This window comes from Hathewaya proteolytica DSM 3090, from assembly GCF_900142225.1.
Lineage (GTDB): Bacteria > Bacillota > Clostridia > Clostridiales > Clostridiaceae > Hathewaya > Hathewaya proteolytica.
The window spans coordinates 1-19120 of the sequence record NZ_FRAD01000018.1; the positions used below are offsets into that span (position 1 = coordinate 1).

At 34.6% G+C, this 19120-nt stretch carries 20 protein-coding genes, 1 tRNA gene and 1 other annotated feature; of the genes, 16 read left to right on the forward strand and 5 right to left on the reverse strand.

The window, feature by feature from the left end; translation table 11 throughout:
* The 4 genes from BUA73_RS10155 to BUA73_RS10170 form a co-directional block, all read right to left on the reverse strand.
* The coding region (locus BUA73_RS10155; RefSeq protein WP_341465312.1) for an HTH domain-containing protein at positions 1 to 260 on the reverse strand (260 nt) is incomplete at its 3' end.
* 116 nt (positions 261 to 376) lie between these two features.
* Positions 377 to 1135 (reverse strand): 4-hydroxy-tetrahydrodipicolinate reductase, encoded by a 759-nt coding sequence (gene dapB, locus BUA73_RS10160; protein ID WP_072904019.1) that lies wholly within the window; start codon positions 1133 to 1135, stop codon positions 377 to 379.
* Between the two features lie 9 nt (positions 1136 to 1144).
* Positions 1145 to 2026, reverse strand: a complete 882-nt coding sequence (gene dapA, locus BUA73_RS10165) for a 4-hydroxy-tetrahydrodipicolinate synthase (RefSeq protein WP_072904020.1) — start codon at positions 2024 to 2026, stop codon at positions 1145 to 1147.
* A gap of 11 nt (positions 2027 to 2037) precedes the next feature.
* Complete coding sequence (locus BUA73_RS10170) at positions 2038 to 3030, reverse strand: aspartate-semialdehyde dehydrogenase (protein ID WP_072904021.1); 993 nt, start codon at positions 3028 to 3030, stop codon at positions 2038 to 2040.
* A 310-nt stretch (positions 3031 to 3340) separates the two neighbouring features.
* Here BUA73_RS10170 and BUA73_RS10175 point away from each other — a divergent pair, with 310 nt between their 5' ends.
* The 12 genes from BUA73_RS10175 to BUA73_RS10230 all read left to right on the forward strand — a co-directional run bounded on the left by BUA73_RS10175 (position 3341) and on the right by BUA73_RS10230 (position 15826).
* On the forward strand, positions 3341 to 4264 hold the full coding sequence (locus BUA73_RS10175; RefSeq protein ID WP_072904022.1) for an ABC transporter permease: 924 nt from the start codon (positions 3341 to 3343) through the stop codon (positions 4262 to 4264).
* 16 nt (positions 4265 to 4280) lie between these two features.
* Positions 4281 to 5225, forward strand: a complete 945-nt coding sequence (locus tag BUA73_RS10180) for an ABC transporter permease (protein ID WP_072904023.1) — start codon at positions 4281 to 4283, stop codon at positions 5223 to 5225.
* 17 nt (positions 5226 to 5242) lie between these two features.
* On the forward strand, positions 5243 to 6268 hold the full coding sequence (locus BUA73_RS10185; protein WP_072904024.1) for an ABC transporter ATP-binding protein: 1026 nt from the start codon (positions 5243 to 5245) through the stop codon (positions 6266 to 6268).
* Positions 6268 to 7227 carry an ABC transporter ATP-binding protein gene (locus BUA73_RS10190; RefSeq protein ID WP_072904025.1) on the forward strand — a complete coding sequence of 320 codons (960 nt, stop codon included), beginning with the start codon at positions 6268 to 6270 and terminating at the stop codon, positions 7225 to 7227. The genes BUA73_RS10185 and BUA73_RS10190 overlap by 1 nt, the downstream gene beginning before the upstream one ends.
* A gap of 167 nt (positions 7228 to 7394) precedes the next feature.
* Entirely contained in the window at positions 7395 to 9098 is a 1704-nt protein-coding gene (locus BUA73_RS10195) for a peptide ABC transporter substrate-binding protein (protein ID WP_072904026.1), read from the forward strand.
* A gap of 368 nt (positions 9099 to 9466) precedes the next feature.
* Positions 9467 to 11173 carry a peptide ABC transporter substrate-binding protein gene (locus tag BUA73_RS10200; protein ID WP_072904027.1) on the forward strand — a complete coding sequence of 569 codons (1707 nt, stop codon included), beginning with the start codon at positions 9467 to 9469 and terminating at the stop codon, positions 11171 to 11173.
* A gap of 219 nt (positions 11174 to 11392) precedes the next feature.
* Entirely contained in the window at positions 11393 to 13096 is a 1704-nt protein-coding gene (locus BUA73_RS10205) for a peptide ABC transporter substrate-binding protein (protein WP_072904028.1), read from the forward strand.
* A 143-nt stretch (positions 13097 to 13239) separates the two neighbouring features.
* Positions 13240 to 13689, forward strand: a complete 450-nt coding sequence (locus tag BUA73_RS10210) for a hypothetical protein (RefSeq protein ID WP_072904029.1) — start codon at positions 13240 to 13242, stop codon at positions 13687 to 13689.
* A gap of 72 nt (positions 13690 to 13761) precedes the next feature.
* Positions 13762 to 14007 (forward strand): alpha/beta-type small acid-soluble spore protein, encoded by a 246-nt coding sequence (locus BUA73_RS10215; RefSeq protein ID WP_072904030.1) that lies wholly within the window; start codon positions 13762 to 13764, stop codon positions 14005 to 14007.
* Positions 14008 to 14059: 52 nt separating this feature from the next.
* Positions 14060 to 14812, forward strand: coding sequence for a class I SAM-dependent DNA methyltransferase (locus BUA73_RS10220; protein WP_072904031.1), 753 nt, complete (start codon positions 14060 to 14062; stop codon positions 14810 to 14812).
* Positions 14802 to 15683: an Hsp33 family molecular chaperone HslO gene (gene hslO / locus BUA73_RS10225; RefSeq protein ID WP_072904032.1), complete on the forward strand. Its 882-nt coding sequence runs from the start codon at positions 14802 to 14804 to the stop codon at positions 15681 to 15683. The genes BUA73_RS10220 and hslO overlap by 11 nt, the downstream gene beginning before the upstream one ends.
* A gap of 67 nt (positions 15684 to 15750) precedes the next feature.
* Positions 15751 to 15826, forward strand: a tRNA-Cys gene (locus BUA73_RS10230).
* Here BUA73_RS10230 and BUA73_RS10235 read toward each other — a convergent pair.
* Complete coding sequence (locus BUA73_RS10235) at positions 15805 to 16554, reverse strand: DUF6873 family GME fold protein (RefSeq protein WP_072904033.1); 750 nt, start codon at positions 16552 to 16554, stop codon at positions 15805 to 15807. The two genes, BUA73_RS10230 and BUA73_RS10235, sit on opposite strands and share 22 nt — an antisense overlap.
* A 172-nt stretch (positions 16555 to 16726) precedes the next feature.
* Here BUA73_RS10235 and ytxC point away from each other — a divergent pair, with 172 nt between their 5' ends.
* The 4 genes from ytxC (at position 16727) to rplT (ending at position 19028) form a co-directional block, all read left to right on the forward strand.
* Complete coding sequence (ytxC, locus tag BUA73_RS10240) at positions 16727 to 17632, forward strand: putative sporulation protein YtxC (RefSeq protein WP_072904034.1); 906 nt, start codon at positions 16727 to 16729, stop codon at positions 17630 to 17632.
* Positions 17633 to 17714: 82 nt separating this feature from the next.
* Positions 17715 to 17830, forward strand: a sequence feature (ribosomal protein L20 leader region).
* 63 nt (positions 17831 to 17893) lie between these two features.
* Positions 17894 to 18415: a translation initiation factor IF-3 gene (infC, locus tag BUA73_RS10245; protein ID WP_072904035.1), complete on the forward strand. Its 522-nt coding sequence runs from the start codon at positions 17894 to 17896 to the stop codon at positions 18413 to 18415.
* A gap of 22 nt (positions 18416 to 18437) precedes the next feature.
* A complete protein-coding gene (gene rpmI / locus BUA73_RS10250; RefSeq protein ID WP_072904036.1) occupies positions 18438 to 18635 on the forward strand; it encodes a 50S ribosomal protein L35 in 198 nt (65 codons plus the stop codon).
* 30 nt (positions 18636 to 18665) lie between these two features.
* The gene (gene rplT, locus BUA73_RS10255) at positions 18666 to 19028 is read left to right on the forward strand and encodes a 50S ribosomal protein L20 (RefSeq protein WP_072904037.1); all 363 of its coding nucleotides are present in this window, start codon (positions 18666 to 18668) and stop codon (positions 19026 to 19028) included.
* Positions 19029 to 19120: the final 92 nt, after the last annotated feature.

Here is a 19120-nt window from a genome sequence, read left to right on the forward strand (position 1 = left end):
CTAAGCCCTAGTTCCCCAGATTCTCTGTATGATTTACGCCATCTTTTGCTTGCACTCCAAATTCTATCATTACCTAATATATCTATATCAAAGCCTGCATCAATAAAAATTTGAGTTGGCAAATATCCCTTGTTATATTCAGCAATAAACAATGATTTAAATTCATCTGTATAAGTAATTCCACGTTTACTTACAGATTTTACATATTTATTCTTTGATAAGACATCAATCTCTTCATCAGAAAATAATTTCTTGCTCATTATATTCACAACCTTTCTATTACATTGTACAAAAAAAGATCCTGTAGGAGTAGACTTTTTTTTATTGTCTACTCTATAGGATCCATTTTATTTTGAGGTATGTCCTTAAATTTTAATTATTTTAGTAAATCATCCATGTTGTAAAGGCCAGGCCCTTTGCCCTTTAGAAAAATTGCTGCTTTTATAGCACCAATTGCAAACACCTCTCTAGAAATAGCCTTGTGTGTAAACTCTATACACTCACCTGTACCTGCAAAAATTACGGTGTGGTCTCCCACGATGTTTCCACCTCTAATTGCGTGGATACCGATGTCATTGTGATTGCGCTTAGAAATACCACTGCGTCCTTCCACATAATTCACTGGACTATTTAATGAGTCTTTTATGGTGTCAGCTAGAAGCAAAGCAGTACCGCTAGGAGAGTCTACCTTTTGATTGTGATGCTTTTCAATTATTTCAATATCATAGTCATCATATAGCTTTGAGGCAATTGATTTTAGTACACTGTTGATAACGTTTATACCAATAGACATATTTGCAGATTTAAATACAGCCACCTTATGGCTAAGTTCCCCAATCTGAGAAAGTTGTCCATCGGTAAACCCTGTAGTACACAATACAATAGGCATAGATTTTAATTCACAAAAGCTAATAAGGCTGTTAAGGGAGGAAGGTCTAGAAAAATCAATTATAACATCAGCCTCCACATTGCACTTTAGAATATTGTCAAATACGGGATATGGATAATTGTTGTTTTGGTCTTTATTGTTTATATCTATACCGGCCACGATTTCAGCTAGTGGATTTTCTTTTATACAATTGGAGATCATTGTTCCCATTTTTCCTAAGCAACCGCTAAGAATTATTTTCGTCATGGCTACCTCCTATATTAATGAACATTTTTTTAATTCGTTTACCAATATCTGCAAGTTATTGTCCCCCATGTTACAAAGAGGAAGTCTTAGGTCTCCAACTTTGTACTTCATAAGGCTTAAGGCAGTCTTAACTGGTATAGGATTTGTTTCTATAAAAAGAGCATTCATAAGGCTTAAATACTTAAGTTGAATGTCTAGGGCAGTTTTAACATCCCCATTAAGGTAGCTCATAACCAAATCATGGGTCTCCTTTGGAGCTACGTTTGCAAATACTGAAATAACCCCTGAACCTCCAAGAGCTAGTATTGGAATGATTTGGTCGTCATTGCCGGAATAGATATCTATGGAATCACCACATTGAGCGCTGATTTTGGCAACTTGACTTATATCACCACTGGCTTCCTTTATAGCTACCACATTAGAACAGCAGCCGATGATTTTTACTAAGGTGTCTGGTTGAATATTCACACCAGTCCTTGAAGGAACATTGTAGAGGATTATGGGAACTGATACAGCATTGTCAATAGCTTTAAAGTGCTTAACAAGACCCTGCTGTGTAGTTTTGTTGTAATATGGAGTTATGACAAGAAGACCATCTACTCCAACTGATTGTGCGTATTTACTCATCTCAATTGCAGATGCCGTGTTGTTTGAACCAGTTCCTGCAATTACTGGAATTCGTTTATTGATGTAGTCTACAGTGAACTTTATTGTTTCCTTTCTTTCAGCCTCTGTCATGGTTGAAGCTTCTCCAGTGGTACCACATATAATTATGGCATCTGTGGATGAATTTAAATGAAAATCAAGAAGTTCCTTAAGCGTTTCGTAGTTCACACCATTCTCCGTAAAAGGTGTAATTATAGCTACACCTGAGCCTTTAAAAATACTCAACGTTATCCCTCCTACTTATCTTTTTTTAGCACTAATTCAGCAATTTGCACAGCATTTAGAGCTGCACCCTTGCGTATATTGTCGGCTACAACCCAAAGATTTAAGCCGTTATCCAATGAAAAATCTCTCCTTAATCTGCCTACAAAAACTGGATCCTTACCAGCAGCGTAAAGAGGCATAGGGTACACAAGATTTTTAGTGTCGTCTTGCAAAACTAAACCCGGTGCGTTTTTGAATATTTCATAAATATCTTCCATATGAAAAGATGATTTTAGTTCTACGTTGATGCTTTCGCTATGGCCGTAAGCCACAGGAACTCTTACCGTGGTGGCGGTTATTTTTAAATCATAATCGTGAAGAATTTTTCTCGTTTCGTCAATCATCTTCATTTCTTCTTTTGTGTAACCATTGTCCATAAATACGTCAATATGGGGGAGCATATTTCCCACTATGGGATAAGGAAATTTTTTCTGTTCCACTCCCTTATAACCATCTATTAAATCATTGTAACCTTGGATTCCAGCTCCAGACACCGCTTGATAAGTCGAATAAACTATTCTGTTAATGCCGTATTTTTGCTTTAATGGGTGAAGAGCAACCATGGCTTGAATAGTAGAACAGTTAGGGTTTGCTATTATTCCTTTGCTCAAGGAAACATCCTCTGGGTTTACTTCAGGAACTATCAAAGGAACCTCTGGATTCATCCTCCAAGCACTGCTATTGTCTATAACAGTGGCACCGTATTTTGCAAATACAGGTGCAAATTCAAGAGAAACAGAGCCACCTGCCGAAAACAAGGCTATATTTATAGATTTATTTTTTATATTATCTTCTTTTAATTCTTCCACAAGGATTTCTTTGTCTTTATAAGTTAACAGGGAGCCAGCCGATTTTGCAGAGGAATATAAATAAAGATTTGATATAGGAAAATTCCTCTCTTCTAGAATATCCATGATTTTTCTTCCTACCATGCCTGTGGCTCCTACTACAGCAACATTGAGCATAAAAGTACCTCCTTTATTATTGTAATGCTAATACTATTATATATCCTAAACACAAAAAATTGTATAAAAAAATTAAATTAAATCATGTAAAATAAAGTCATTGAAGTAAAAATTACAATGTTGAAAAAAATGTCGAACTGTAATACAATGTGTATTATGAAAATACAGACCAATTACACAGTTAATATTTCTATATTACTTTTGAAATAATTTTGTAACTTTTACGGAATGGTTATAAAGTATTATAGAATTATATTAAAATATACTAATTATAATTAAAAACATCTATTAATTTAGGGGGGAGTATTTAATGTTAAAATTTATCCTTAAAAGAATGGTAATGGCCATTTTTACAATTTGGGCCATAATAACCATCGTATTCTTTATGATACGTTTAAAACCAGGTGACCCAATGGCAGCAGGTTCTAAGCAATTAAAAGGACAGGCTCTCGAGAACTTTAAAAAGTACTATGGTTTGGATAAGCCTCTTATAGTTCAATATGGAAAATATTTAAAAAATCTTTTCTTCCATTTTGATTTTGGCTATTCTATGGTTGACTCAGGAAAGAACGTTATCAAAACTATAGGTAAGTATGCACCAGTTTCAGCTTCCTATGGTTCTATTGCTCTTGTAATACAGCTTATGGTAGGTATACCACTAGGAATACTCGCTGCATTTAAGAGGGACACATGGATCGATAAATTACTGAGTGTAATGATTCTTATTGGTATTTGTCTTCCATTCTTCGTTTTTGCATCTCTAGTACAATATTTCTTCTGTGTAATATTAAAGTGGTTTAAAGTATTCTCATGGGGTACCTTTGGTGGTTACTTCATGCCAGCGTTAGCACTATCATTTGGTGGTATAGCAACTTACTGTAAATACACAAGAAACAGTACTCTGTCAGTTATAGGTGAAGATTACATCGTAACTGCAAAAGCAAAAGGTGTTACAAAGATGGCACTGACATTTAAACACGTTTTGAGAAACTCTTTAATACCAATTATAACTATGGTTCCACCAGCTGTTCTTGGTATTTTCGTAGGTGGACTAGTTACAGAGAGAATATTCTCTATTCCAGGACTTGGAGATGAACTTACAAATTCTATTAACTCCAACGATTATCCTATGATAATGGGTATGACCATAGTTACAAGTATGGCGTTTGTTATTTCCTTAGTAGTTGTTGACATACTATACAGTGTTGTTGACCCTAGGGTAAAACTATCATAATTGAGGAGGGAAAATAATGTCAGAGACAACTGAAAATAAAAATTTGGAGTTAACTCCAGATAAATTTGAAATAGTAGGTATAAATAGTGAAGAATCTGAAGCCATATTAAGACCTAGTATGACTTTCATGCAGGACGTATGGAGAAGACTGAAGAAAAACAAAATGGCTCTTATAGCTGGTATTGTGTTATTGCTTATTATTCTTTTTGTTATATTTGCTCCTTTCTTTACAAAACCATACGATGAGCAGAATCGTGGATCACAGTTTAAAAACTTAGCTCCTACTGCTGAGTTCTGGTTTGGTACAGATAACATGGGAAGAGATATGTTCTCAAGAATAGCAACAGGAGGAAGAATTTCCGTTGCTATGGCAGCAATATGTACATTCCTAATGGTTGTTGTTGGATGCGCATATGGTGGTGTAGCAGGATATGTTGGCGGTATTGTAGACGATATTATGATGAGAATTATTGAAATATTGAGTAGTATACCTTACTTGATTGTAGTTATATTGATGTCCATGGTTCTTGGACAAAGCGTATTTTCACTTGTATTAGCTATGTCCATTACTTCATGGATGGGCACAGCCAGAATGGTAAGAGGAAAAGTAATGCAGCTTAAAGAACAGGAATTTGTTCTTGCAGCACAATCTTTAGGAGCTAGCACAGGAAGAATAGTTTTAAAACACCTTCTTCCAAACACATTTGGATTAGTACTTGTTGATGTTACGTTCTCAGTTCCAGGATTTATTTTCTCAGAATCATTTTTAAGTTACCTTGGGCTTGGTGTTCCAGCACCACAGACAAGCTGGGGTTCATTGGCATCGGCTGCACAGTCAAAGTACAGAACACAGCCTTTACAATTGTTCTTCCCATGTTTGTTCATCAGTTTAGTTGCTTTCTGTTTCCAGCTTTTTGGTGATGGATTGAACGATGCTCTTGATCCAAAGTTACGTCAATAATAAGGGAGGAATAAGAAATGGAAAAGGTTTTAGATGTTAGAAATTTAGAGGTTTCCTTCCACACTTACGCTGGAGAAGTTAAAGCGGTAAGGGGAGTATCCTTTGACCTTAAAAAAGGAGAAACATTGGCTGTAGTTGGAGAATCAGGCTGTGGTAAGTCAGTTACTTCTAAGGCTATAATGAGAATATTAAGTACACCTCCTGCAGAGATAAAAGAAGGTTCTGAAGTATTCTTTGGGGATGTAGATGTTTTGAAATTATCTGAAAATGATATGAGAAAATATAGAGGATCTGAAATATCAATGATATTCCAGGACCCAATGACTTCACTTAATCCAACAATGAAAATTGGAAAACAGATTGCTGAAAGCTTAAGAGTTCACAGAGGTATGTCAGCAAGTGAAGCGGAAGAAGAAGCTGTAAAACTTTTAGAGCTTGTTAAATTACCAAATCCAAAGGCTAGAGCAAATCAGTACCCTCATGAATTCTCAGGTGGTATGAGACAAAGAGCCATGATCGCTATAGCTCTTGCATGTAACCCTAAAATACTAATTGCTGACGAGCCAACAACTGCTCTTGACGTTACTATTCAAGCACAGATAATGGATCTTATTGGGGATCTTCAGAAGAAACTTGGAACAGCAGTTATCCTTGTTACACATGACCTTGGTGTTGTTGCCAGCGTTGCCCACAAGGTTCAGGTTATGTATGCAGGACAGATTATAGAAAGAGGAACTACAGATGAAATATTCTACAATCCTCAACACCCATACACTTGGGCACTACTTCAATCAGTACCAAGACTAGGAACAGAGAATAAAGGAAAACTATATTCTCTTGGTGGTACTCCACCAGATCTTGTTCAGCCACCAGTAGGATGTCCATTTGCAGCAAGATGTGAGTATTGTATGCAAATATGTAAGGATGCTATGCCAGACGTTACAGCTATCTCTGATACACATTCAGTAAGCTGCTGGTTGAAACACCCTATGGCTCCAAAAATTGAGATGCCAGAAGCACTAAGTGTAGGAGGTATGGAATAATGGCTGAAGAGAAGGTTTTAATAGAAGTAAAAAATCTTAAAAAATATTTTAAAGTTGGAAAAAATGCCATCCTTAAAGCTGTTGATGACGTAAGCTTTAGTATTAAAAGAGGAGAGACTTTAGGTCTTGTTGGAGAGTCAGGCTGTGGAAAAACTACATGTGGAAGAACTGTTATGGGCATGTATAAAGCTACAGGCGGTGAGGTTCTATATGATGGTGTAGACGTTCATAGTTTAAACACACGTGATAAGGTTAAATTTACTCGTAAGGCTCAAATTATATTCCAGGACCCATATGCTTCTCTTAACCCAAGAATGACAGTTGGTGAAATTATAGCAGAAGGAATAGACATCCACGGAATAATGAGTGGACAGGATAGAACAAATAGAATATATGAGCTTTTAAGCCTAGTAGGATTAAATAAGGAGCATGCTTCTAGATTCCCACACGAATTCTCAGGTGGACAAAGGCAGAGAATAGGTATTGCCAGAGCTCTTGCTATTGAACCTGAATTTATAGTGTGTGATGAACCTATATCAGCTCTTGACGTTTCAATCCAGGCTCAGGTAGTAAACTTGCTTATAAAATTACAGAGAGAATTGGGCTTAACTTACTTGTTTATCGCCCACGATTTGTCTATGGTTAAGCATATATCTGACAGAGTAGGAGTAATGTACGTTGGTCATATGGTAGAAATGGCAACAAGTGAGGAGCTTTATGCTAATCCACTTCACCCATACACTCAGGCTTTAATGACATCTATTCCAATTCCAGATCCAAATGTAGAGCATACTAAGAAGAGAATAGCACTTGAAGGTGAAGTACCAAGTCCAATTAATCCAGCACCAGGTTGTAGATTTGCTGGAAGATGTAAATACGCAAAACCTATATGTACACAGGAAACACCACAACTTAGAGAAATAGAAAAAAACCATTTTGTGGCTTGTCACATTGTGTAAAGTTTTATAGTTAATTTTTAAAATAAAGTTAATAATACTGCAATTTCGTTGATTTATTCAACAAATTAGAGTAGTATTTAAACAAGGTGTATAGTGCGCTATTTCGGTAGCGCACATATTTTAAATTTATATTTATTTTTATTAATATTTGAAAGGGGAATTCATTTATGAAAAGCAGAAGACTTTTATCAACAGTATTAGCTTTAACAATGGTTTCTTCTACATTATTAGTTGGTTGCGGAAACAAAGACAATAGCGGCGCAGCTAACAACGATAATGGAGGAAACTCAGAAAACAAAAAAGACAAGGTTCAGGAGCTTACATTTGCTTCAGCGCCAGGTTCACAGGTAAATCCTGGTGTAACTAGAACTAACACAGAATGGGCTCCAGAGGGATACATTTACGAAGGACTTGTTCGAAATTCAAAAAATGAACAGGGCGTTGACGCTCCAAAGCCAGGTGTAGCTGAGAAATGGGATGTTAGTGAAGATGGATTAACATACACATTCCATATCAGAGATAACGCAAAATGGGCTGATGGAAAGCCAGTTACAGCAAATGATTTCTTATATAGCTGGAGACGACTAGTGGATCCAAAGGGCGATTGTGCTAAAAACGGTGGACTTTTAAATGGAATAGTTAAAAATGCAACAGCAATACAGAAGGGCGAAATGAAACCTGAAGAACTGGGCGTAAAAGTTGACGGCAACAAATTTATCGTTACGCTTGAAGCTCCATGTCTATATTTCCTTCAATACTGTTTCCATCCAAACTTAAAACCAGTAAGAGAAGACTACGTTACTAAATATGGTAAAGAAATGGGTAAAACTGTTGAATCTATCATGGGTAACGGCGCTTACAAGTGTACTTTCTACGAGTTAAAGAATAAAATGGTATTTGAAAAGAATGAAAATTACTGGAGCAAGGATACTAGAGATATACAGAAAATAACATTCCTTGACATGCGTGAAGATAATGCAAGATTTACTGCATTTACTGAAAAACAGATCGACAGAGCTGGCTTCACTGAACCAGATTTAGTAAGTGAGCTTAAAAACATGGAACACGTGCAGAACATATCTAAAGCAGGTACGGATGTTACATTCCTTATGTTTAACTGCAAAAACGAGTATTTAGCTAATGCTAATATTAGAAAGGCTATTACTGCGGGCTTCAGCAGAGAAGAATATATTGAGACAATCAATTCAGGTGTAGGAAATCCAGCTTATAATATGGTTCCTCCTACTATATCATGTGGTGGAGAAAAATATAATCCTGGCGATTTCAAATCTGAAATAAATAAAATGGATGCTAAAGCATTATTAAAACAAGGTCTAAAAGAACTTGGAAAATCAGAAGACCCATCTCAGGTTCAGCTTAGAATCGTTACTAGAGGTACAAATCAGTTTGAAAAGGATATAGCTGAGTACTTTATTGAAGAATTCAAGAAAAATCTTGGAATCACAATAAAGGCTGATTTAGTTGACTACACAATTATGTACGACAAATTAGGCAAAGGTGACTATGAAATCGCTTATGGCGGATGGTTTGCTGACTGGAATGATCCATCAAACTTCTTAGATACATTTGTAACTAACGGATATCATTCAAGTGAAACTGGTTATTTCAACAAGCAATTTGATGAATATATGGCAGAGGGACACAAACAAACTGATGCAAAAAAAGCTGCAGAATTTTATGCAAAAGCAGAAAAAGTTTTATGTATAGATGATCCAGCAATAGCTTCATTTGAGTTTGCTTCTACAAATACATTCTCATGGGATTATGTAAAGGGTTACGATACAAGACCTAACTTAGGCTTTGAAGACTTTGAACATATTTACATTTCTGGAAAAGAAGATTTAAAATAGTATTACAAAAAAAGACGTCATACGACGTCTTTTTTTGTAATATTTATCTCATATTTTTTAAGTAAAAAAGTGAATAAAAGGTTACGCCGATTAAAAAAAAATACATGAATTTACGTTAATAAAATTAACAAATAGTGAGCTAAAAACAGAGAAAAACTTAAGAGAAAGACTGAAAAATAAGGGTTCGTAATGATATAAAAAAATATTTATTTTAGTCTTACATCATATAAAATAAACAAAATTAACAATTTGTTCATAATTAAATTCGCTTTTTGTATTGATGTTTTACAAAATTAAGAGTATTATATTTTTAAGTTCATAAGACAAAATGATAAATTCTATCTAAAAATTCAAGGGGGAATTCATTTATGAAAAGCAAGAAATTATTGTCTACTGTATTAGCATTAACTATGGTATCATCAACATTGCTAGTAGGTTGTGGAGACAAGAAAACAGAGGAAAAGAAACCAGAAGTAGATACAACTGCCAAGGACAATGCGAAAAAAGACAAAGTGCAGGAACTTACTTTTGCTTCAGCTCCAGGTGCACAGGTTAACCCAGGTGTTACAAGAACAAACACTGAGTGGGGTCCAGAAGGATACATTTACGAAGGTCTTGTAAGAAACGCTAAAAACAAAGACGGCGTAGATGCTCCAAAAGAAGGTGTAGCTAAATCATGGGAAAAGAGTTCTGATGGTCTTACTTACACATTTACATTAAGAGATAATGCTAAATGGGCAGATGGACAGGCTGTAACTGCAGAAGACTTTGTTTATAGCTGGCAGAGACTTGTAGATCCTAAGAGTGATTGTGCAAAAAATGGTTCACTTTTAAATGGTATAGTTAAGAATGCAAAAGAAATCCAAGAGGGAACTAAAGCAAAAGAAGAATTAGGTGTTAAAGCTGATGGAAACAAATTCATCGTAACACTTGAAAAACCTTGCTTGTACTTCTTAGAGTACTGCTTCCATCCAAACTTAAAACCAGTTAGAAAAGACTACGTTGAAAAATACGGTAAAGAAATGGGTAAGACTGTTGAATCAATTATGGGTAACGGAGCTTACAAATGTACTTTCTATCAGGTAAAAAATAAAATGGTATTTGAGAAGAGTGACACATATTGGAATAAGGATACAAGAGATATTCAGAAGATTACCTTCCTTGATATGAGAGAAGAAAATCCTAAGTACTCAGCATTCACAGAAAAACAGATAGACAGAGTAGGTTTATCAGATTCAGACCTAGTTTCTAACTTAAAATCTATGGAGCACGTACAGAATATATCTAAGCAGGGAACAGACGTTACATTCTTCATGTTCAACTGCAAAAACGAATTCCTTGCAAACAAGAATATTAGAAAAGCAATAGCAAATGGATTTAGTAGAGAAGGATATATTGATACTATAGCAAATGGTTTAGGCCAGCCAGCTTACAACATGGTACCTCCTACAATTTCATGTGGTGGTAACAAATACAACCCTGGTGATTTTAAATCAGAGATTTCTAAATTAGATGCTAAAGCACTTTTAAAAGAAGGCTTAAAAGAACTTGGAAAATCTGAAGATCCATCTCAGATTCAGTTAAGAATAGTAACAAGAGGAACAACTCAGAATGAAAAAGATACAGTTGAATACTTCATCGATGAGTTCAAGAAAAATCTTGGTATTGTTATAAAAGCTGACCTTGTAGACTACACAATAATGTATGACAAAGTTGGAAAAGGTGATTATGAAATCGCTTATGGTGGATGGTTTGCAGACTGGAATGACCCTTCAAACTTCCTTGATACATTTATAACTGGTGGATACTATGCTGCTGAAGCTGGATATTCAAACAAAGATTACGATGCTTTAATAGAAAAAGCTCACAACGAAACTGATGCAAAGAAAGCTGCTGAATTCTATGCACAGGCTGAAAAAATTATCTGTATCGATGACCCAGCAATAGCTTCATTTGAATTTGGTGCAAGCAACACATTCTCATGGGACTTCGTAAAAGGATATGAAAACAGACCAAACTTAGGTTTCGAAGATTTCGAAGGAATCTATATCTCTGGTAAAGAAGATATGAAATAATAAATCTTAAAAGAAAGATGTGAAAGCATCTTTCTTTTTTTTAACGTCTAATGAATATAATGTTAAATTCCTGTTAAATCAATAATAGATTTATACAAAGTTAATATATAATTTACTAAATGTAAATACAGTAATATTGAACTGTATTTTACTATTTAGTATTATTAATAAGGACCTAGGAAATGTGTCCCAATGTAAAAAAAATATAGGGGGATTCTCATGAAGAGTAAAAAACTATTATTGACTATGCTATCACTCACTGTTATGTCGTCAACATTAATGTCAGCTTGTGGTAGTAAAAAGGAAAGTGCTACAACAATTGAAACTAACAATAAGATAGAAGATGAAAATCACAAGGATAAGGTGCAAGAACTAACTTTTGCTTCAGTTCCTGGTGTGCAAGTCAATCCAGGCGTAACCACAAGGGATAATGAGTGGGTGCCTGAAGGATACATTTATGAGGGAATAGTTAGAAACTTCAAAACCAGTGAAGGCTTTGAAAAGGTAGTTCCAGGTGTGGCAGAAAAGTGGGAAGTAAGCAATGATGGACTCACTTATACTTTCTACGTGAGAGATAATGCTAAATGGGCCGATGGAAAACCAGTCACAGCTGAGGATTTCGTGTACAGTTGGAGAAGGTTAGTTGACCCTAAAAGCCACTGTGTTAAAAATGGAAAGCTATTAAATGATGTGGTTAAAAACGCCACAGCTATACAAAAAGGTGAAAAAAGTCCAGAGGAGCTTGGAGTAAAAGCAGATGGAAATAAGTTTGTTGTAACATTGGAGAAGCCGTGTTTATACTTCTTGGAATACTGCTTTCATCCAAATTTAAAACCTGTTAGAAAAGATTATGTTGAAAAGTACGGAATTGAAATGGGCAAAACTGTGGACTCTATCATGGGCAATGGTGCGTATAAGTGTACATTGTATGAGGAAAAGAGTAAGATGGTTTTTGAAAAGAGCCAAACTTATTGGAACAAGGATACTAGGTATATAAATAAAATAACATTTAACAAAATAGAAGATGAGAACTCTAAGTTATCTGCTTTAGAAGCAATGCAGATAGATAGGACTGCTTTTGGTGAGTCCGATGTCATAGAAAGAGTGAAAGATATAGAGCACGTAATTAGTGCAAATGAGCCAGGCAAAAACACGGATTTCTTGATGTTTAACTGCAAAAATGAATATCTGGCAAATACTAATATAAGAAAGGCTATAGCTAGTGGTTTTAGCCGTGAGAATTACGTTGATTCAATAGTAAATAATTTGGGAAGACCAGCATATGGGCTTGTTCCCCCTGTTATAGCTTGCGCAGGAAATAAGTATACACCAGGAGATCTTAAATCTGAAATTTCAAAGATGAATTCAAAGGAATTGTTAAAAAAAGGTTTACAAGAACTTGGAAAGTCAGATGATCCATCGCAAATTCAGTTAAGGATTGCTATAGGTGGAACACAGCAAAAAGACAAGGACACTGCTGACTTTTTCATAGAGGAACTAAAAAACAATTTAGGTATCGTTATAAAAGCTGATTTAATGGACAGCACTATTTACTTTGACAAAGTGGGCAAAGGTGATTATGAGATTGGTATAGGTGGATGGTTTGCTGATTGGAATGACCCATCTAACTTCCTTGATACCTTTGTTACAGGTGGATATTATGCAACTGATGCAAAGTACTCTAATAAGGATTATGATGAGTATATGAAAAAATCCCATGAACAAATTGATGCCAATAAAGCTGCAGAATACTATGCAAAGGCAGAGAGAATACTTTGCGTAGAGGATCCGGCTATTGCAGCTCTTGTTTTTAATGATGATACAGCCTTTACATGGGATTATGTTAAGAACTATGCAAGACCAAGCTTTGGATTTGAAGATTTTCAGGGAGTCTATATTTCTGGTAAGGAAGCTTTAAAATAGTTATTGCTACTAAAAGAGTGTTTGTTAGAAAACACTCTTTTTTATATTAGCTTTTCATTGAATAAAGTACGGAAATATGGTATTATAAACGAAGCTATTGCTGATAATTACAGAATAAATGCAAAAGTGAGGTTGGTATAGAGATGATGAACGCTAACGTAGAAAAATTTGAAAACTTTCTTGAAAAATTGCAGTTGAGACCTGCTTTTAGCTGCATGGAGGATGAATCCCATGGAAGTTCATATTATAAATCATTTTATAAAGGGTTGATGGGTGAATTTGAGTATACGGTTTGCCTTCATGGGGATGGAAGTTTTGAGATTGTCTCTCCTTTTGTTGGGGTCCAGGGTGCGATTCTTCGACATTCTGTGTTAAAAGAGATTAATGCTTTGAATTCCACTTTCAAGGGCTTAAAATTTATAATCAATAAAGAAGATGAAGTCGTTATGATATACAGTCATGGAGACGGCAAGGGTGAATTTGTGCCGGAGATCGATTTAGACAATGCCATAGCGCTTTTTCAACAGGCAAATGAAAAGTTAACACCTATGATTATTGAGCTACACAAGGTGAAGGAAAAGTTTAATAATTAGAATAAAAAACCTTTTCGTAGTAAATACTAAGTTTTGAAGTTTTAATTTAGTATAATATGGAGAGGTTATTTTATGTCGAAAAGTAGTAGCTTAAAGAAAAAGATAAAAATGAAGATAAAATTAAACAGAGAGCTTACACCTATGGAGAAAATGAGGGAAGCTTTAAAATATGAAATTGCTGAGGAGCTTGGGCTTAAGGAAAAGGTTGATAAGTTGGGATGGTCTGGGCTTACGGCGGAGGAAACGGGACGTATAGGAGGTATAATGACGAAAAAGAAGCGTATTATGAATTTACCTAAAAATGAGGACATTGTGTAGACAGAAATCTTAAAGTGAAATATAATATTTTCATGGAAAGAGGGAGAGGGTTATGGGCACTTATAAGGAATTATCAGTTATATACGATAAATTGCTATGCGAGGATATAAACTATGAAGAGTGGAGCAACTTCATTCTAAAAAAATGCCATGAGTACAACATAGCAAGGGATAGCTATGTGGATCTTGCTTGTGGAACTGGAAATATTACAGAATATCTTTACAAAGGGTTTAAATCTACCACTGCTGTGGATCTATCTGATTATATGCTGACAATGGCAGAGGAGAAATTAAGAGGGAAACACATTAACTTTGTATGCCAGGATATAATAAATCTAAACCTCCATGGAAGGTTCGATGTGGCAACATGTATTTTAGACTCCACCAATTACATTCTAAAAGACAATGAATTAAAACAATATTTTAAAAGTGTATATAATCACTTGAATGAAAAGGGTTTGTTCGTTTTCGATATGAATTCTTACTATAAACTTATGAACATCATGGGCAATAATATATTTAATTACGATGATGACAATGTAGTTTATATGTGGGAGAACAACTGTGAGGATGATATAATCTATATGGATCTAACTTTTTTTGTAAGGGAAGGGGAACTGTATAGAAGGTTTGATGAAAGCCACCAGGAAAGAGCCTATACTTCGGAGGCGGTGACAAAGTATTTGGAGGATACAGGATTTAGAATCCTTCAAGTGCTAGATGGTTACAGTAACAACAAGGCAAATATAAATTCAGAGCGCATTTTATATATTGTACAAAAGGAGAGTAATTGTAATGAAAGATGAATTGATTAGAGCTACCGCTTGCAATGGACAAGTAAGAATACTAGGAGCGGTGACCACAGAGTTAGTAAATAAAGCGGTTAAGATTCACAACACATCTGCTACGGCATCGGCAGCCATGGGAAGAATGCTTACAGCTGGAGTCATTATGGGATCCATGCTTAAAAGTGATAAGGACAAACTTTCACTTAAGATAGATGGAAAGGGACCAGCAGGTGGTGTGCTTGTAACTGCCTATAGTGATGGCCATGTAAAAGGTTACATGGGAAATCCTAAAGTAGACCTTCCGCTAAATGATAAAAATAAGCTTGATGTTGCTGGAATCATTGGAAAAGATGGAGAGCTTGTAGTTATGAGGGATATGGGGCTAAGGGAACCATACATAGGAAGAGTTCCAATATATACAGGTGAAATTGCTGAGGATATTGCTTACTATTACACTGTATCAGAACAAACACCATCAGCTGTTGCATTGGGTGTGCTAGTAGACACAGATTTAAGCATAAAGGCTGCAGGTGGATTTATAATTCAAATGCTTCCTAACTCCGATGAACTTTTGTCAGATGTTATAACTTATAGACTAGAGGAAACACCTGCAGTGACTGAAATGATAAGCCAAGGAAAGTCAATGGTTGATATTTTAAGATTCATATTTGATGGCATGGAACTTCAGGTATTGGAGACATCTACACCAGAGTATAGATGCGATTGTAGTAGAGACAAAGTGGAAAAAGCCCTTATCAGCATTGGTAAAAGTGAACTGGAGAACATAATAATAGACGATAAAAGTGAAAATATTAGGTGTGAATTCTGTGGCACGGAATATCAGTTCGCACCTGAGGACCTTAAAAATCTTTTAAACGAAATCAAATAATTGTGTATCAAAATAGCTGTTACAGAATAAAATATATTGTGTAGCAGCTATTAATTTTGAGAAACTGGGCACCATAGCCAAGCGGTAAGGCAGAGGTCTGCAAAACCTTTATTCCCCCGGTTCAAATCCGGGTGGTGCCTCCATTAAAATCACAACTTAAAATACTTCCTCTATCTACTAGGTTGCTTTTTGATAGATAAAGTATATCAATACCACATTTCTTTAAGAAACTTATGACCTCTTTTCCGTACTTATAGAAATTAAGATTTCCATAAAAGGCTACTGTATTGTCATCAATGATTCCACAACAACCTCCTATAAAGCCATAATCAAGTCCAGGGAGAAGTATGTTGCCTGGTGGTACATAAAGAATATTATAGCCCATACTATGTAGTTTGTTGTAAATTGGCTTGTCGCTAGTTATAAAACAATTATAACCTAACACTGCTAGAGAACACTTTGTGTAACCTTGGGGTACGTCTATCATGGTAAAGTTCTTATTGTAATCTTGTCTTTTTTTCATTATATCCATAAGCTTTTCATCCGTGTACTTTAAATTGTGAATGAACATACTTTTGGAAGAGGCGGCATTGAGTATAATATCCCCCGGGTATTTATAACTTAAGCTTTCAGCGGAATGAATTACTTCAAAGCCGTAGTTTAAAAGGGTATCTACGAAGGCCTCATCCATATCTTTGTGAACCATTAGTCTATTAGCATCTAAGATGTGAAGTAGCATATCAGGGTGCCCACATACTGATGGATATAGAAGGCTGCTACTTGGCACTTTAATAATATTGGGACAATAATATGATAGGGCGGAATATTCCTCATTGGAAATTCTAGAATCTACAAAAGTGTACTTTGCCATTTATGGAACCTCCTGAATTTAATAATTTTAAAATACATATATAATATTCGCTACTTTAATTGTACTGCATTTATAGAGGATTTTAAACATTTCCATATTGTCGATTTTTAGCAAATGAATTTTGAATACGGAAATTAAAATCACACATAATATGATTAAAGGAGTGAGTAGAATGTTACTAGACACAATTATATATGATCATAGTATGGATGAATTTATTGATATTATCAAAGACGTAAAAAGTATGCTACAGGTAAAAAAGATAAACGTAGGAATAGAGGAAAAGGTAGAGGATGGGAGCCACATAGTAAAAATATATTCTGTAACAGACAATGAAGAGGAAAACAACAGCATTAGAAGAAGTATAAATTTGTATTTGTCTATGGAAATATATTATATTATGAGCAAGTTATATACAGAAAGTATTCTTAAACAATTTTTAATGGAAAAATACTTTTTCCTAAACAAAAAAGAAATAAATTATCTTATAGGAAGAGCTGACGAAACCTTAAATTGTGATAAAATAATAATAGAGCCTAAGGGCATAAATTATATAAATAGAAAAAACCAAATAATAACACAGATTTTGAATTGTCTAAATGACAACAGAGAGTTTAATATAAATGGATTTATTACTTTTAGAAAGAATGAAGTGTACAATGAATTCAAAGATATTACCGATGAATTAGTTGAGGATTTTATTGTTGAAAAAGAGTATAAAGAGTTTATAAAACTATTGCGGTATTTTGTCACCATGCAAGAATGCAAGATTAGTGAGTTAAATATAATAGTTACAAAGGATAAAAATTACTATTTACTAAATAAAAAGGGTGAAGATATAAGAGATGATATAATAGGACAATTGCCTTTAAAGGACAAAAAGATAAGTGGAATTATAAATGAAAGCGACCTTATCATAGGTGGATTGATAACAAATGTTCCAAAGAGGATAGTGATTCATGGTTGCGACAATAACCACGATGATGAGCTTATAAACACCATTAAAGATATATTTATAGACAGAGTGGCATTTTGTCATGGCTGCGAGTTCTGTAGGATTTACAAACAGTACAATTAATCCCCATGTCAGAGATGAAAATAAAATAAAAAAACTATTGACAAAAGAGTAAGTGTGGAGTAGAATAAATATGTTGTTTAAATAATTCAAGTAGAAATTGTCGTTTCTCACCTTGCAGCATAGCTAGTTAGGTTATCTTTGAATATTAGTCTAGTACTATATACGAGAGACGGCTTGTGTCGTCTCTTTTTATTTTAAACAATTTTCCAATCTTTATATGCTGTATTAAAAAAAAGATTGGAAATAGGAAAACCTTAGGAGGTGTCTAATATAAGCAAGAAGGATATATTGCTAAATGAAGAAATAAATGAAAAGGAAATAAGAGTTGTGTCAGACGATGGTGAGCAGTTAGGTATAATATCATCATCAGAAGCTTTGAGGATTGCTGAGGAGAGAGAAAAGGACTTAGTTATGATATCGCCTTTAGCTACTCCACCAGTTTGCAAAATAATGGACTATGGAAAGTTTATATACGAGCAATCTAAAAAAACAAAAGAAGCAAAGAAAAAGCAGAAGGTCATCAATATAAAGGAAATAAGACTTAGTCCTACTATAGAAGATCATGACATTTTAATCAAGGCTAACAATGCTAGAAAATTTTTACTAGATGGAGATAAAGTAAAAGTAACTGTTAGATTTAGGGGCAGGGAAGCTGACTACACTCATATCGGTGCAAAAATTCTTGAAAACTTTCTTTCAAAAGTTAACGATGTTTGTGTGGTTGAAAAAGCAGCTAAATTAGAAGGTAGAAATATGATTTTAATTATAGCTCCTAAGAAATAAACCATGTAAGGAGGAATTAATTATGCCAAAAATGAAAACTTGTAGAGGTGCAGCTAAAAGATTCAAAAAAACAGGAACTGGAAAGTTAAAGAGAGCTAAAGCTTATAAAGGACATTTATTAACTTCTAAGTCCCAGAAGACAAAAAGAAACTTAAGAAAAGCAACTTTAGTTTCAGACTGTCAAGAAAAAGTAATGAAGAAGTTATTACCATATTTATAATTTAAGAATGGAACTTAGGGAGGTAGTAAGATGGCAAGAGTAAAAGGAGCTTTAAACGCTCGTAAAAAACATAAAAAAGTATTAAAGCTTGCAAAGGGTTATTATGGCTCAAGAAGCAAGTTATTCAGAACAGCTAACGCTACTGTTATAAGAGCACTTAGCAATGCATTTACAGGAAGAAAGTTAAAGAAGAGAGATTTTAGAAAACTTTGGATTGCTAGAATAAATGCAGCTACAAGAATGAACGGAATGTCTTATTCAAGATTTATGAACGGTTTAAGATTAGCTGGAGTAGATATCAATAGAAAAATGCTTTCAGAAATAGCGATTAACGATGCAAAAGCTTTTGCAGAATTAGTTGAAGTTGCAAAAAAACAATTAGAATCTAAATAAGCATCATTGTTTAAATATACTTTGGTACATCTAAAATGCAGCTTTTTTTGGCTGCATTTTTTTATGTTGAAAATATTAAATTAAGTGGTATA